Origin of the sequence: Streptomyces koelreuteriae (genome assembly GCF_018604545.1) — a bacterium.
GTDB lineage: Bacteria > Actinomycetota > Actinomycetes > Streptomycetales > Streptomycetaceae > Streptomyces > Streptomyces koelreuteriae.
Genome location: NZ_CP075896.1, coordinates 1,307,164 through 1,319,891, shown reverse-complemented (window position 1 = coordinate 1,319,891; position 12,728 = coordinate 1,307,164). Strand labels below are relative to the sequence as shown.

Genomic DNA, 12,728 nt, shown 5'->3' with positions numbered 1-12,728 from the left:
ACCCATGGGTACGTACGAGTACGTGGTGGCCGACGTCTTCACCGACGTCCGACTGGAGGGAAACCCGACCGCGGTCTTCCTCGACGCGACCGGCCTCCTCCCCGAACGCATGCAGCAGATCGCGCGCGAGATGCACCTGTCGGAGACCGTCTTCGTCCTCCCCGCCGAGGACGACGGTGATGTACGGGTCCGCATCTTCACCCCGGTGAACGAGCTGCCGTTCGCCGGACATCCGACCCTGGGCACGGCCGTGGTGCTCGGCGAGTCGCACGCGGCGAAGGAGCTCCGGATGGAGACCGCCATGGGCACCGTCGCGTTCGAACTCGAACGGGACGACGACGGCCGGACCGTCGCGGCCGGCATGTGGCAGCCCCTGCCGACATGGGGGCCCTACGACCGCGCGGACGAACTGCTCGCCGGGCTCGACCTGGTGGCCACGGGCAGCACCCTGCCGGTCGAGGTCTACCGCAACGGGCCCCGGCACGTGTTCGTCGGCCTGGACGGCGTGGCCGCGCTCTCCGCCGTGGAACCGGACCAGAGGATCCTCGCGAGGCTGCCCGACATGGCCGCCAACTGCTTCGCGGGATCGGGAAGTCGGTGGCGGCTGCGCATGTTCTCACCCGCCTACGGCGTGGTGGAGGACGCGGCGACCGGCTCGGCCGCCGGTTCCCTGGCCGTACACTTGGCCCGGCACGGACTGATCCCGTTCGGGGAGTGGATCGAGATCCGGCAGGGGGTGGAGATGGGCCGTCCTTCGACGATGCGCGCCCGGGCGATGGGGACGCCGGAACGGATCGATTCGGTTCAGGTGGCGGGGTCCGCCGTTGTCGTAGCCCGGGGAACGCTGTACGCGTAGGCACCGAGAACACATGAGGGACCGACCCACAAGGACGGGTGGAGTGATGGCCGCCGACGACGACGGGCTGTTCGCGTTACCGACGCCGGACGAACCCCCGCCCCCCGAGCCCGGGCCCGAGCGGGCCGACGCCCCGCTGGCGGCGCGGATGCGGCCGCGTACCCTCGCCGAGGTCGTCGGCCAGGCGCATCTGCTGCGCCCCGGCGCGCCGTTGCGGCGGCTGGCGGAAGGCGGGGAGGCTGCCTCGGTGCTGCTCTACGGCCCGCCCGGCACCGGGAAGACCACCCTCGCGCGGCTGCTCGCCACCGTCTCCACCCGGCACTTCGTCGCGCTCTCGGCGCTCTCCAGCGGGGTCAAGGAACTGCGCGACGTGATGAACGACGCGCGCCGCCGCCGCGACCGCCAGACCGTGCTGTTCATCGACGAGGTGCACCGCTTCTCCAAGACCCAGCAGGACGCGCTGCTCGGCGCCGTGGAGGACCGGCTCGTGCTGCTCGTCGCCGCCACCACGGAGAACCCGTCGTTCTCCGTCGTCTCCCCGCTGCTCTCACGCCTGCTGGTCCTGCAACTGCGGTCACTGACCGAGGACGAGGTCCGCGAGCTGCTGCGGCGGGCCGTGAAGGACGAACGCGGCCTCGACGGCGCGGTCTCGCTGTCCCCCGACGCCGAGGACGCCCTGGTACGCCTCTCGGCCGGCGACGCCCGCAGCGCGCTGACCGCGCTGGAGGCCAGTGCCGACGGGGTGACCGACACCGGCGGCACGGAGATCGACGTGCCGGCCGTGGAGCGGGCCGTCGCCGAGACCACCGTGCGCTACGACCGGCAGGGCGATCAGCACCACGATGTCGTCAGCGCGTTCATCAAGTCGATCCGCGGCTCGGACCCCGACGCCGCGCTGCACTACCTGGCCCGCATGCTGGTCGCCGGGGAGGACCCGCGGTTCATCGCGCGACGGCTGGTCGTGCACGCCAGCGAGGACGTCGGGCTGGCCGACCCCACGGCGCTTCAGGCCGCCGTCGCAGCGGCGCAGACGGTCCAGCTCATCGGAATGCCCGAGGCCCGGCTCGCCCTGGCGCAGGCCACCGTGCATCTGGCCATGGCGCCGAAGTCCAACACGGTGATCGTCGGGATCGACGAGGCCATGTCCGACGTCCGGGCGGGCGCCGTGGGCGCGATCCCCGCCCATCTGCGGAAGGGCCGCTACGCGGGTGCCAAGGAACTGGGCAACGCGATCGGGTACCGCTACCCCCACCGCACCCCCGAAGGAGTCCTGGAACAGCAGTACCCGCCGGACGACCTCGTGGGGAAGGACTACTACCGCCCCACCCGGCACGGCGGGGAGCGCGTCCTGCACGAGCGCCTCACGAAGCTCCGTCGCGCCGTCCGGGGCGAGGACGGGTAGCGCAGGCATCACCGGACCATGAGCCTCGCCATCCACGACATGTCCTCCGCCCGCTGCCCGTGCCGTTCGACGGGCACGGGCAGCGGAGGCGACGAGGTCACCTCACGCGACGGCGGTGCCCTCGAGCTCGATCATCTGGCCGGGAATCGCCAGACGCGTCACACCGAGCATCGTGGTGGTCGGCGCGACCCCGGCGGCCCCCAGCCGGCCGGCCAGCACGCCGTAGTGCTGGAAGAGCAGGTCGACGTCGGTGGTGTAGACGTTGAGCCGGACGAGGTTGGAGAGGGTCATTCCGGCCTCGGCGAGCACGGCCTCGATGTTGTCGATGCTCAGCGCGAGCTGCGCCGCCATGTCACCGTCGTGCTCGGGCTTGCCCTCCTTGCTCATCGCGGTCTGACCCGAGATGTACAGGGTGCGCGAGTGCCCGGAGACGACCTCACCCTGGTTGAAGCCCATCTCGACCGACCACGACACCGGGTTGACCGCGTTACGTTCCATCGCCGCATCTGCTCCATTCGGTTCACTGACATGACGTACGTTCAACGACTCTGCAGCCGCCAGGCTTTGACGTCGTGTGAAGGAGCCTCCCAACAAAACATGACACCCTTGGTCAGGTATTCTCGATAAAGTTTTCACATGCGCGCCGACCGGTTGGTTTCCCTGGTGCTCCTGCTGCGGCAGCGCGGTCGGATGACCGCGGACACGCTCGCCCGCGAGCTGGAAGTGTCCACCCGCACGGTGCTGCGCGACATAGAGGCGCTGTCCGCGGCCGGCGTGCCGGTCTACGCCGAGCGCGGCCGGCACGGCGGGTTCGCGTTGCTGCCCGATTTCCAGACCGCGCTCACCGGACTGAACCAGGACGAGGCACTGGCCCTGCTGGTCGCCGGATCACGGCGCGGCGCACAGCTCTTCGGCCTCGGTTCGGCGCTCGCCTCGGCCATGCTCAAGGTGGTCGACGCGCTGCCCGAAGACCTGCGGGACACCGCGGCCGGCGCGGCGCAGCGCCTGCTCATCGACCCGGAGACCGACCTCCTCTCGCGCCGCGTGACCGACGAGGACCTCTCCGAGGGCATAGTGGCCGAGGTCCGGCGCGCCGTGTTCGCCGGACACCGGCTGCGGATCCGCTACGCGGCCGTGGACCAGCCCGCGAAGTGGCGCACGGTGGACCCGATCGGCCTGGTCACCGTGCGCGAACAGGGCTATCTGCTGGCCAAGAGAGCGGGCGAGGACCGCACCTACCGGCTGTCCCGGGTGCTGGCCGCCCAGGAACTCGACGAACCCGCCCAGCGACCGGACACGGTCGACCTGGACCGGGCCTGGCAGGAACGCAACGCGCGCTTCAGGACCGGCGGCGACAAGGTCGCCGTGCTGGTGCGGGTGGACCCCGCCCGCCGGGAGCAGCTGGTGGGCACCGCGCTGGCCGTCTGCGCCGAAGAGGCCGACGCGGACGGCTGGTTACGGCTGAACGTGATCTTCCAGGACTCGCGCCACGCCGAATGGGCACTCTGGCAGCACGCCCCGTCCGCGGAAGTCCTGGCCCCGCAGTGGCTGCGCACCTCGCTCCACGACCGGGCCACCCTGATCGCCGCGCGCTATGGAGTGTCATCCGTGAAGGCAGTGTGAAAGTTGCCCGCTGATACACGGAAGGCAGGTGTAAGTATCCGGGCACCCGGGTCGGCGAAAGGGGAACGGGCGGTTAGCGTGGAGCGGTGAGTGAGACCACGACCCCTGCCCTCCAGTACCGCTTCGACGGCCCGGAAGACGCCCCGGTCCTCATCCTCGGCCCCTCGCTCGGCACCACCTGGCACATGTGGGACCGCCAGATCCCCGAGCTGATCAAGCACTGGCGCGTCTTCCGGTTCGACCTGCCGGGACACGGCGGTGCTCCCGCGTACCCGGCGGGCTCGGTCGACGACCTCACCACACGGCTGCTGACCACCCTCGAAGGGCTCGGCGTGCAGCGCTTCGGCTACGCGGGCTGCGCGCTCGGCGGGGCGGTCGGCATCGAGCTGGCCCTGCGGCACCCCGAGCGGCTCGCCTCCCTGGCGCTGATCGCGGCCTCGCCCCGCTTCGGCACGGCCGACGAGTTCCGGCAGAGAGGCGTGATCGTCCGCACGAACGGCCTCGACCCCATCGCCCGCACCTCGCCCGAGCGCTGGTTCACCGGCGGCTTCGCCGCCGCGCAGCCCGCGATCACCGAGTGGGCCGTGCAGATGGTCCGCACCACCGACCCCGGCTGCTACATCGCCGCCTGCGAGGCGCTCGCCTCGTTCGACGTCCGGTCCGAGCTCGGCCGCGTCGGCGTGCCCACCCTGGTCCTCGTCGGCTCGGACGACCAGGTCACCGGCCCCGCCGAGGCCCGCACCCTGGTCGCCGGCATCCCGGACGCCCGCCTCGCCGTCGTCCCCGGCGCCTCCCACCTGGTGCCGGTGGAGCAGCCCGCGGCGGTCACCGACCTCCTGGTGCGGCACTTCTCCACCGCCTGGCAGCCCGCCTTCGAGACCTCCACCGGCCAGACGGCCCTGCCCGCCGCCGCCCTCAAGCCGGTCCTGTCCCCGGTCGCGCCGCAGCCCCTCCAGACCGGGCCCGTCGCCGAGATCGCCCCGGTGGCGGCGCCCCCGGCGCAGGGGCGGCCCGACCCGTACGACGCCGGGCTCAAGGTCCGCCGCGAGGTGCTGGGCGACGCGCACGTCGACCGGGCGCTGGCGCAGGCCGACGACTTCTCCGGGGACTTCCAGGAGTTCATCACCCGCTACGCCTGGGGCGAGATCTGGGACCGCCCCGGACTCGACCGGCGCACCCGCAGCTGTGTCACCCTCACCGCCCTGGTCGCCGGCGGCCACCTGGACGAGCTGGCCTTCCACACCCGGGCCGCCCTGCGCAACGGCCTCACCCCGGGCGAGATCAAGGAAGTGCTGCTCCAGGCGGCCGTCTACTGCGGCGTCCCCGCGGCGAACAGCGCGTTCAAGGTCGCCCAGCAGGTCATCCGCGAGGAGACCACGCCTCAGGAGTGAGGGCGCGCGCGACCCGGGAGGCAGGATGGAGTCATGAAGCTCACGAAGAAGTCGCACGCCTGCGTCCGCCTCGAGAAGGACGGCCGGACCCTCGTCCTCGACCCCGGCGGGTTCAGCGAGGAGGACGCCGCGCTCGGCGCGGACGCGATCCTCGTCACCCACGAGCACCCCGACCACTTCGACGAGCACCGGCTGCGCGCCGCCATGGAGAACAACCCGGCCGCCGAGATCTGGACCCTGAAGTCCGTCGCCGAGAAGATCTCCGCCGCGTTCCCCGGCCGCGTCCACACCGTCGGCCACGGCGACAGCTTCACCGCCGCCGGCTTCGACGTCCAGGTCCACGGCGAACTCCACGCGGTGATCCACCCGGACATCCCGCGCATCACCAACGTCGGCTACCTCCTCGACGGCGGCAAGGTCTTCCACCCCGGCGACGCCCTCACCGTCCCCGACCACCCCGTGGAGACGCTGATGCTCCCGGTCATGGCCCCGTGGAGCAAGATCTCCGAGGTCATCGACTACGTCCGCGAGGTGGAGCCGCAGCGCGCCTACGACATCCACGATGCCCTCCTCACCGACCTCGCCCGCCCGATCTACGACCGTCAGATCGGCACCCTGGCCGGGGCGGAACACCTGCGGCTCACCCCCGGGGCATCGGCCGACCTCTAGGGGACCGTAGGCCCGGGCGGCGTTGTCAGACCCTCCGGGTAGGTTGTGGGACATGCGCATCGCGACCTGGAACGTGAACTCGATCACCGCCCGCCTGCCGAGGCTCCTGGCCTGGCTGGAGAGCAGCGGCACGGACGTGCTGTGCCTCCAGGAGGCCAAGGTCGCCGAGGAGCAGTTCCCCGCGGAGCAGCTGCGCGAGCTGGGTTACGAGTCGGCGGTCCACGCGACCGGCCGGTGGAACGGCGTGGCGGTGCTCTCCCGCGTCGGCATCGAGGACGTCGTCAAGGGCCTGCCCGGCGACCCCGGGTTCGACGGCTCGGTGGAGCCCCGCGCCATCTCGGCGACCTGCGGCCCGCTCCGCGTCTGGTCGGTGTACGTGCCGAACGGCCGCGAGGTGGACCACCCGCACTACGCCTACAAGCTCCAGTGGTTCGAGGCACTCAAGGCCGCCGTCGCCGGTGACGCGGCCGGCAGCCGCCCCTTCGCGGTGATGGGCGACTACAACGTGGCGCCGACGGACGACGACGTCTACGACCGCGCGGCCTTCGAGGGCGCCACCCACGTCACCCCCGCCGAGCGCGCGGCCCTGGCCTCGCTGCGCGAGGCGGGCCTGTCGGACGTGGTCCCGCGGCCCCTGAAGTACGACCAGCCCTTCACGTACTGGGACTACCGCCAGCTCTGCTTCCCGAAGAACCGCGGCATGCGCATCGACCTGGTGTACGCCAACGCGCCGTTCGGCGAGGCGGTCAAGGACGCGTACGTGGACCGCGAGGAGCGCAAGGGCAAGGGCGCCTCGGACCACGCGCCGGTCGTGGTCGACCTCGACGTGTAGCCCACAGCGGCCCCGAGGCGACGGCTCACAGCAGCCGCAGGTCCACCGAGTCGGCCAGTGCCGCCAGCCCCGCGTCCCCGGGGTGCAGATGGTCGCCGCTGTCGTACGCGGGCAGGATCCGCGCCGGGTCGGCCGGGTCGCGTACGACGGAGTCGAAGTCGAGCACCCCGTCGAAGTCACCGGCCGCGCGGATCCACTCGTTCACCGCGACCCGCTCGGCGTCGACGGCCGCCGTGCACCGCGTCTCGCCCGCGCACGGCAGGATCGTCGCCGCGAGCATCCTGAGCCCCCGGGCCTGCCCGCGCGCCGCCAGCTCCCGCAGGCCCGCGATCACCTGTTCCGCCGAGGTGCCCCAGCGCAGGTCGTTGACGCCCTCGAAGACGATCGCCGTACGGGCCGACGGCTGGGCGAGGACGTCCCGGTCGAACCGGTGCAGGGCACTCACCCCTGCCGTGTCCGTGGACACCCCGTCGCCGGGATACCGGTCGGTGACCACACGGTTGCCCGAGACGCCCTGGTTCAGCACCCCGTAGCGAGGCACGTCGCTCTGCCGCAGGAGCCGGCCGGCCAGCACGTTCGGCCACCGCCGGTTCGCGTCCACCGTGGACTTGTCGCCGTCGGTGATCGAGTCCCCGAGCAGCACCACGGACCCGGGCCCGCCGCTCACATCGACCCCGGCGAGCAGCGGCCAGCTGGTGATCACCGAGGTGTACGCCCCGGCGGTGCCGTCCGCCGTGTGGTCGCCGGGCTCGCTGACGTACGACCGCTGCTGCGCGAGCCGGTGCAGGGGCGCCGCCGGCACCGGGCCGGGCAGATGGAAGCTGACCAGCAGATCGGCGTCCGCCGGCACCGCGAAGCCCAGCGGATCGCTGTACGCCTGGGCCCCGGCCGGGATCTCCACGCTTTCCTCACCGCCGAAGGACAGCGGCACCGGCGTCCCGCGCGCCGCCGCGCCCGAGGACCGCACGGCGACCGTCGCGCCGCCGATCCGTACCGGGGCCGCCGCGAAGGTGTTGTCGAACCGCATCCGCACCCGGGGCCCACCCGCCGAGGTGCGCACCACCAGTCGCAGCGTCCGGTCCGTCCAGGGCCCCACGGCCGCGTAGCCGCCCGTCGACGTCGTCCAGCTCCCCGTCCAGCCCCGCGTGGCGGTCCGTACCGACACCGCGAAGACATGCAGCCCGGCGGCGCGCGGCAGCCGGACCGAGGCGAGCTCGCGCCCCGGCGTCAACGGCACCGTCACGACGTACAGACGGGCCTGCTCGGCGAGTTGCCCGCCGGGCGTGTTGATGTGCGGCAGGGCCACCGCCTTCGTCGCGAGCGGCCCGGTGCGCCAATCGGGCGCGGTGAGCCGGTAGCCGGAGCGGGTGCCGTTCGCGTACACGACCGTGCCCGGGCCGCCCGTCTCCGTGCCGGCCGTGCCCGCCACCAGGAAGGCGAGGGCGTCGCCGCGCCCCGTGACACGGACGTCCTGTCCGGCGGCGCGGACGTTGTCGGGCTCGCCGGGCTGTCGCCGCGGCCAGGTCAGCCGGGCCCCCTGGACGGTCAGGGTGCGCCCGGGCGCCCAGCCCGCGGCCGTGAGATCCCGCGCGGACAGGGAGGCACCGGAGCCGTCGAAGTCGGCCGCAGCGGGCCGGCCGTCGTCGCTGACGGCGATGTTGTCGAACAGCCGCTCAAGCGGCACCGGCGCGGTCCGTCTCTCCTCGGCGGCACCGACGGACGGCGCCGACACCGTCGACACCAGAGACCCGCACAGGGCCAGGACGACCAGGATCCCCCGAACAGATCGGCGCACGGCCGACTCCTCCCGCTCATCGATCACACGGTGAAGCTAGAGAGACAACGAAGCTAGGGAGACTAGGGGGACTCGTCAACGCGCCATGCGCGAACTCGGCGTGAACTCGACCGCCGGCGAAGGCCCGCGCGCCTGTGGTGCGCACGGCGGTACGAATGACACGCTGGACGTATGAACATCCCTTTCCTGGGCAACCGGCGCCAGAAGGTCGGGTTCCCCGACCCCGCGGGCATCGCGGATCTGCTCGCCGAGTGCGAACTGCTCCGCTCCCAGGCGTACCGGGCGGGGGTCCGGCTGGACGACTCGGCGGCCTCGCTGGAGGCGCTGGACCAGCTGCTGCCGCGCTGGCGGGACGACGAGGAGACCCTGGCCTGGCTCGGCAACGACGCAGGGCTCTACCTGGGCACCGTCATCGTGCGCACCGTGCCGGGAGCCGCCTGGGAGATCCGGTCCGACGGGCAGCCCGTCGTGCGGCTGACCTCCGGCAGGGAGTTCGACGTCGTGGACTCCGGGCACGAGTGGGCCGCGTACGGCGTGCCCGAGCTGTCCCAGCTCTACGCGGAAGTCGCGGAGGCGTGAGGCCCGCGGCCGTACCCATGACCCCATCCCTGGCCGTACGCTTTGAGCCAAAGTGCGATGTAAATACGGCTAATGATCGAAAAGTGCGTGTCGCCCGACAAGTCCGATCTTGCCTGGATACGTTGCGGCAACCACCACACAGCTGAGAGTGAGTAGGGCTGAGTATGGCCGCAGATCCGCTGATCGAGCTGCGTGACGTCAACAAGCACTTCGGGGAGCTGCATGTCCTGCGGGACATCAACCTCACCGTCGGCAAGGGGGAGGTGGTCGTGGTCATCGGCCCCTCGGGGTCGGGCAAGTCGACTCTGTGCCGGGCGATCAACCGGCTGGAGACCATCGAGTCGGGGTCGATCGTCCTCGACGGACAGCCGCTGCCCGAGGAGGGCAAGCCCCTGGCCCGGCTGCGCGCCGACGTCGGCATGGTCTTCCAGTCGTTCAACCTCTTCGCCCACAAGACCGTCCTGCAGAACGTCTCCCTGGGCCAGATCAAGGTCCGCGGGCGCCGGAAGGAGGACGCCGACAAGCGCTCCCATGAACTCCTCGACCGGGTCGGCGTCGCCAACCAGGCGGACAAGTACCCGGCGCAGCTCTCCGGCGGTCAGCAGCAGCGCGTGGCCATCGCCCGTGCCCTGGCCATGGAGCCCAAGGCGATGCTCTTCGACGAGCCGACCTCGGCCCTCGACCCGGAGATGATCAACGAGGTGCTGGAGGTCATGAAGCAACTGGCCCGCGACGGCATGACCATGATCGTCGTCACGCACGAGATGGGCTTCGCCCGCTCGGCCGCCAACCGTGTCGTCTTCATGTCCGACGGCGGGATCGTCGAGGACCGCACCCCCGACGAGTTCTTCACCAACCCCACCAGCGACCGCGCCAAGGACTTCCTCTCCAAGATCCTCAAGCACTGAACGGGCAGCCACCGGACGGCTCATCGGATCGGACCTCGACTACGATGTGCCCTTCATCCCTGTCGGAGAGGGGGACTTCGCCGAAATCCGCCGATCCCGTCAGGGGTGAGCAGACCGCCCGCCCGGGTCCGCGGGGTGTTCCCGCCGGGCGTGGCCCCCACGGCCCTTGTGGCCACGGGGGCGGCGGTTCACATCGGCCAGGCCCGTCCGGCGGCAGCCGGAGATCACTGCTCGCGCAGCGGGACCGACACGTACGACGGGTCGTTCGCAGGCGAGGAGAAGGTCAGCTGCGCGCCGGACGGGTTGTGCTCGATGTAGAGCGGGTCGACCGTGTCGACGACCAGGGCGAGGCGATGCCCGGCCGGGACGTCGTAGGCCGTGGAGTACAGCTCCAGGTCGACGCCGAACGGCTTTCCGGGGGTACGCCCGTGGAAGGTGTACGGCGCGTTGGAGACCAGCTTGCCGAGGCCGAGCGGCCCCACGTCGTACAGGTAGGCGACGAGGGTGCCGCTCTCCTTGGTCGGGGTGAGGGTCGTGTGCAACTTCGCGGTGCCGCGCACCTGTTGGGCCTGTCCGTACTTCTCCGACTGCCATACGGCGGCCCAGCGGCGGGGGAGCAGCGGGATCGAGGCCATCGGGGGCAGCTGGGCCACCTGGTCGAGGATGCTGGACAGGAAGACGACTCCGCCGTCCGCCCCCGAGTTCACGTTCGTACGAATCGTGGTCGTGCCCCCGAGGGCGATCTTCCGGTCGGTCGCGGCGACCGACTTCCAGTCGGGGTAGCCCTCGTAGCCGCCCGAGGAACGGGACTTGAGCTGGACGGGCTGCTCACGGTCGATGCCGTTGTCCTCGCCCCTGAGGTAGTGGTCGAACCAGCGCGTGGTGTCCTTCCAGACGTCGTTGGGCAGCCCGAACAGGCCGGTCAGCTCCGCCGTCGCGTGGTCTCCGGGCCGCATCTCCAGCCGCTTCGGGCCGGTCAGCTTCTCGTAGAAGTCGGCGTACTGGTTGGGCGGGAAGATGGTGTCGCCCCAGGCGTTGGCGAGCATGATCGCCGCGCCGTTCTTGTTGATCTGGTCGACGTAGGTAGCGGCGGAACGTTTCTTTCCCCAGGCGATGAGCTCCGGCTCCTTCGCCAGGTTGGAGCGGTAGAAGTCGTCGAAGGTCTGCCGGAGTTCGGCGCTCTGCCGGCCCGTCACGATGCTCGCGCCGTCCAGCAGGGCGGACGCCTGGACGTGCTGGGTGCGTCCGGCGTAGATGGAGTCGATCAGGTCCGCCCAGCCGCTCAGTGACGCGACGGCCTTGACCCGCTTGTCCTGCGCGGCGGTGAGCAGGCTGATGCCGGCGCCGTAGGAGACGCCCGCCATGCCGATGCGCCCGGCGTCCGAGGGGGTGTTGGCGATCGCCCAGTCGATGACCTTCGACGCGTCGGCGATGTCGGGTGGGCCCGCTACTTCTATCTCGCCGCCCGACTGCCAGAAGCCGCGCACGTTGTACGTCACCACGACGTACCCGGAGTCGGCGAGTTTCTGAGCCTGGGCCAGATACTCGACCTGGGGCAGACCCCAGCTCGTGGGCATGACGAGCAGCGGGTAGCGGCGCGTGCCGTCGGCCCCGGCCGGGGTGACGACGTTGGCCTTGAGGACGGTGCCGCCGTCGCCGGCGATGTCGACGAAGCGGACGGGGTTCGGCGCCGCCTGCGCTGTGGGGGCGAGTCCGAGGGCTGTGCCGGCGACCAGGGTGGCCGAGACGGCGCCTACGGCGGTGGTGCGCAGGGCCTTGCGGTGACGTCCCACGGGTCACTCCTCACTCGTGTAAGTGCAAAGTGACCAGACGGTAACCTCGGCCTCTTACCAGTGGTAACCCGTCGGTAAGTTACGTGCCAGTAACGATTGTTGAGAAGTGGAGGACTTCAGGAGGAGCGGTGGCTGTTGCGTGGAGTGGCGGGCGCGGGCAGGGGGGTCTGTGCCGCGCGCGTCACGTCCTCCACCAGTTCGACGACGTCCGGGCCGTAGGCCTGGGAGTTGATCACCTTCAGCAGCAGCGCGAAGGAGCTGTTGCCGTACTTGCGGGCCAGCTTCTCGTGGTTGCGGGCGAGATAGCGGGTGGTGGCCTGGTTGGTGATCGAGGTCTGGCCGCAGAAGAGGTAGACCGGCCGGGTGTTCTGGCTGCGCTCGGCGGTCAGCCGGGCGAGCAGCGCGTACTCCTCCTTGCCGTTGTCCACCCGGTAGCGCTCGGAGCCGATCTGGAACGATCCCCGGTCCGGCCCCGGTTCGGAGTCCATGTTCACCCGCACCCCGGGCAGCAGGGAGGACAGATGGGCCGCCATCCGGCGGTTGGAGGCGGGGCCGCCGACACAGAACTCCGTCCGCTCGCCGAAACCCTGGCGTGCCGTGTCGTGCGGCAGTATCTGGGCGTGGGCGTTGCAGTCCTTGATCAGCGCGGCGAGTTCGAGGAGCGCGAACACGTCGTAACGCATCACCGCGAACTCGGGTCCCCCGGCGCCCCGGTTCACCACCAGCAGCGACTCGGAGTTGTCGGGCAGCCCGAAGAAGGCCTGCTTCCGGCGGAGCCTGCGCTTCCACAGGTAGGTGCGGGCCACCCAGCCCAGCCCGGCACTGATCCCCGCCGCGACCACGCCCAGGACTATGTTGCGCACGTCGTCATTCATGGGCG

At 71.2% G+C, this 12,728-nt stretch carries 12 protein-coding genes; 8 read left to right on the top strand and 4 right to left on the bottom strand.

Features of this window, described 5'->3' with window-relative positions; genetic code table 11:
• Positions 1–4 precede the first annotated feature (4 nt).
• Positions 5–856 (top strand): PhzF family phenazine biosynthesis protein, encoded by an 852-nt coding sequence (locus KJK29_RS05830; protein ID WP_215117632.1) that lies wholly within the window; start codon positions 5–7, stop codon positions 854–856.
• Positions 857–902: 46 nt separating this feature from the next.
• Positions 903–2,258: a replication-associated recombination protein A gene (locus tag KJK29_RS05825; protein ID WP_215117631.1), complete on the top strand. Its 1,356-nt coding sequence runs from the start codon at positions 903–905 to the stop codon at positions 2,256–2,258.
• A gap of 102 nt (positions 2,259–2,360) precedes the next feature.
• On the opposite strand, the gene KJK29_RS05820 is transcribed toward KJK29_RS05825, so the two are convergent.
• Positions 2,361–2,756: a RidA family protein gene (locus tag KJK29_RS05820; RefSeq protein ID WP_215117630.1), complete on the bottom strand. Its 396-nt coding sequence runs from the start codon at positions 2,754–2,756 to the stop codon at positions 2,361–2,363.
• A 138-nt stretch (positions 2,757–2,894) separates the two neighbouring features.
• Between KJK29_RS05820 and KJK29_RS05815 the strand changes: the two genes are divergently transcribed.
• From KJK29_RS05815 to KJK29_RS05800, 4 genes are all read left to right on the top strand, one after another.
• Positions 2,895–3,881 carry a helix-turn-helix transcriptional regulator gene (locus KJK29_RS05815; RefSeq protein ID WP_215117629.1) on the top strand — a complete coding sequence of 329 codons (987 nt, stop codon included), beginning with the start codon at positions 2,895–2,897 and terminating at the stop codon, positions 3,879–3,881.
• A gap of 86 nt (positions 3,882–3,967) precedes the next feature.
• Positions 3,968–5,272, top strand: a complete 1,305-nt coding sequence (gene pcaDC, locus KJK29_RS05810; protein ID WP_215117628.1) for a bifunctional 3-oxoadipate enol-lactonase/4-carboxymuconolactone decarboxylase PcaDC — start codon at positions 3,968–3,970, stop codon at positions 5,270–5,272.
• 33 nt (positions 5,273–5,305) lie between these two features.
• Entirely contained in the window at positions 5,306–5,941 is a 636-nt protein-coding gene (locus tag KJK29_RS05805; RefSeq protein ID WP_215117627.1) for an MBL fold metallo-hydrolase, read from the top strand.
• Positions 5,942–5,993: 52 nt separating this feature from the next.
• Entirely contained in the window at positions 5,994–6,773 is a 780-nt protein-coding gene (locus KJK29_RS05800) for an exodeoxyribonuclease III (protein WP_215117626.1), read from the top strand.
• Between the two features lie 25 nt (positions 6,774–6,798).
• Here KJK29_RS05800 and KJK29_RS05795 read toward each other — a convergent pair whose 3' ends face one another.
• Positions 6,799–8,595: an SGNH/GDSL hydrolase family protein gene (locus tag KJK29_RS05795; protein ID WP_251057716.1), complete on the bottom strand. Its 1,797-nt coding sequence runs from the start codon at positions 8,593–8,595 to the stop codon at positions 6,799–6,801.
• A gap of 144 nt (positions 8,596–8,739) precedes the next feature.
• Between KJK29_RS05795 and KJK29_RS05790 the strand changes: the two genes are divergently transcribed.
• Positions 8,740–9,147 (top strand): DUF6278 family protein, encoded by a 408-nt coding sequence (locus KJK29_RS05790; protein WP_215117625.1) that lies wholly within the window; start codon positions 8,740–8,742, stop codon positions 9,145–9,147.
• Positions 9,148–9,311: 164 nt separating this feature from the next.
• Positions 9,312–10,055, top strand: coding sequence for an amino acid ABC transporter ATP-binding protein (locus KJK29_RS05785; protein WP_215117624.1), 744 nt, complete (start codon positions 9,312–9,314; stop codon positions 10,053–10,055).
• A 224-nt stretch (positions 10,056–10,279) separates the two neighbouring features.
• On the opposite strand, the gene KJK29_RS05780 is transcribed toward KJK29_RS05785, so the two are convergent.
• Both KJK29_RS05780 and KJK29_RS05775 read right to left on the bottom strand, forming a co-directional pair.
• Positions 10,280–11,848 carry an alpha/beta fold hydrolase gene (locus tag KJK29_RS05780; RefSeq protein WP_215117623.1) on the bottom strand — a complete coding sequence of 523 codons (1,569 nt, stop codon included), beginning with the start codon at positions 11,846–11,848 and terminating at the stop codon, positions 10,280–10,282.
• Positions 11,849–11,964: 116 nt separating this feature from the next.
• Positions 11,965–12,723 (bottom strand): hypothetical protein, encoded by a 759-nt coding sequence (locus KJK29_RS05775; RefSeq protein ID WP_215117622.1) that lies wholly within the window; start codon positions 12,721–12,723, stop codon positions 11,965–11,967.
• Positions 12,724–12,728 lie beyond the last annotated feature (5 nt).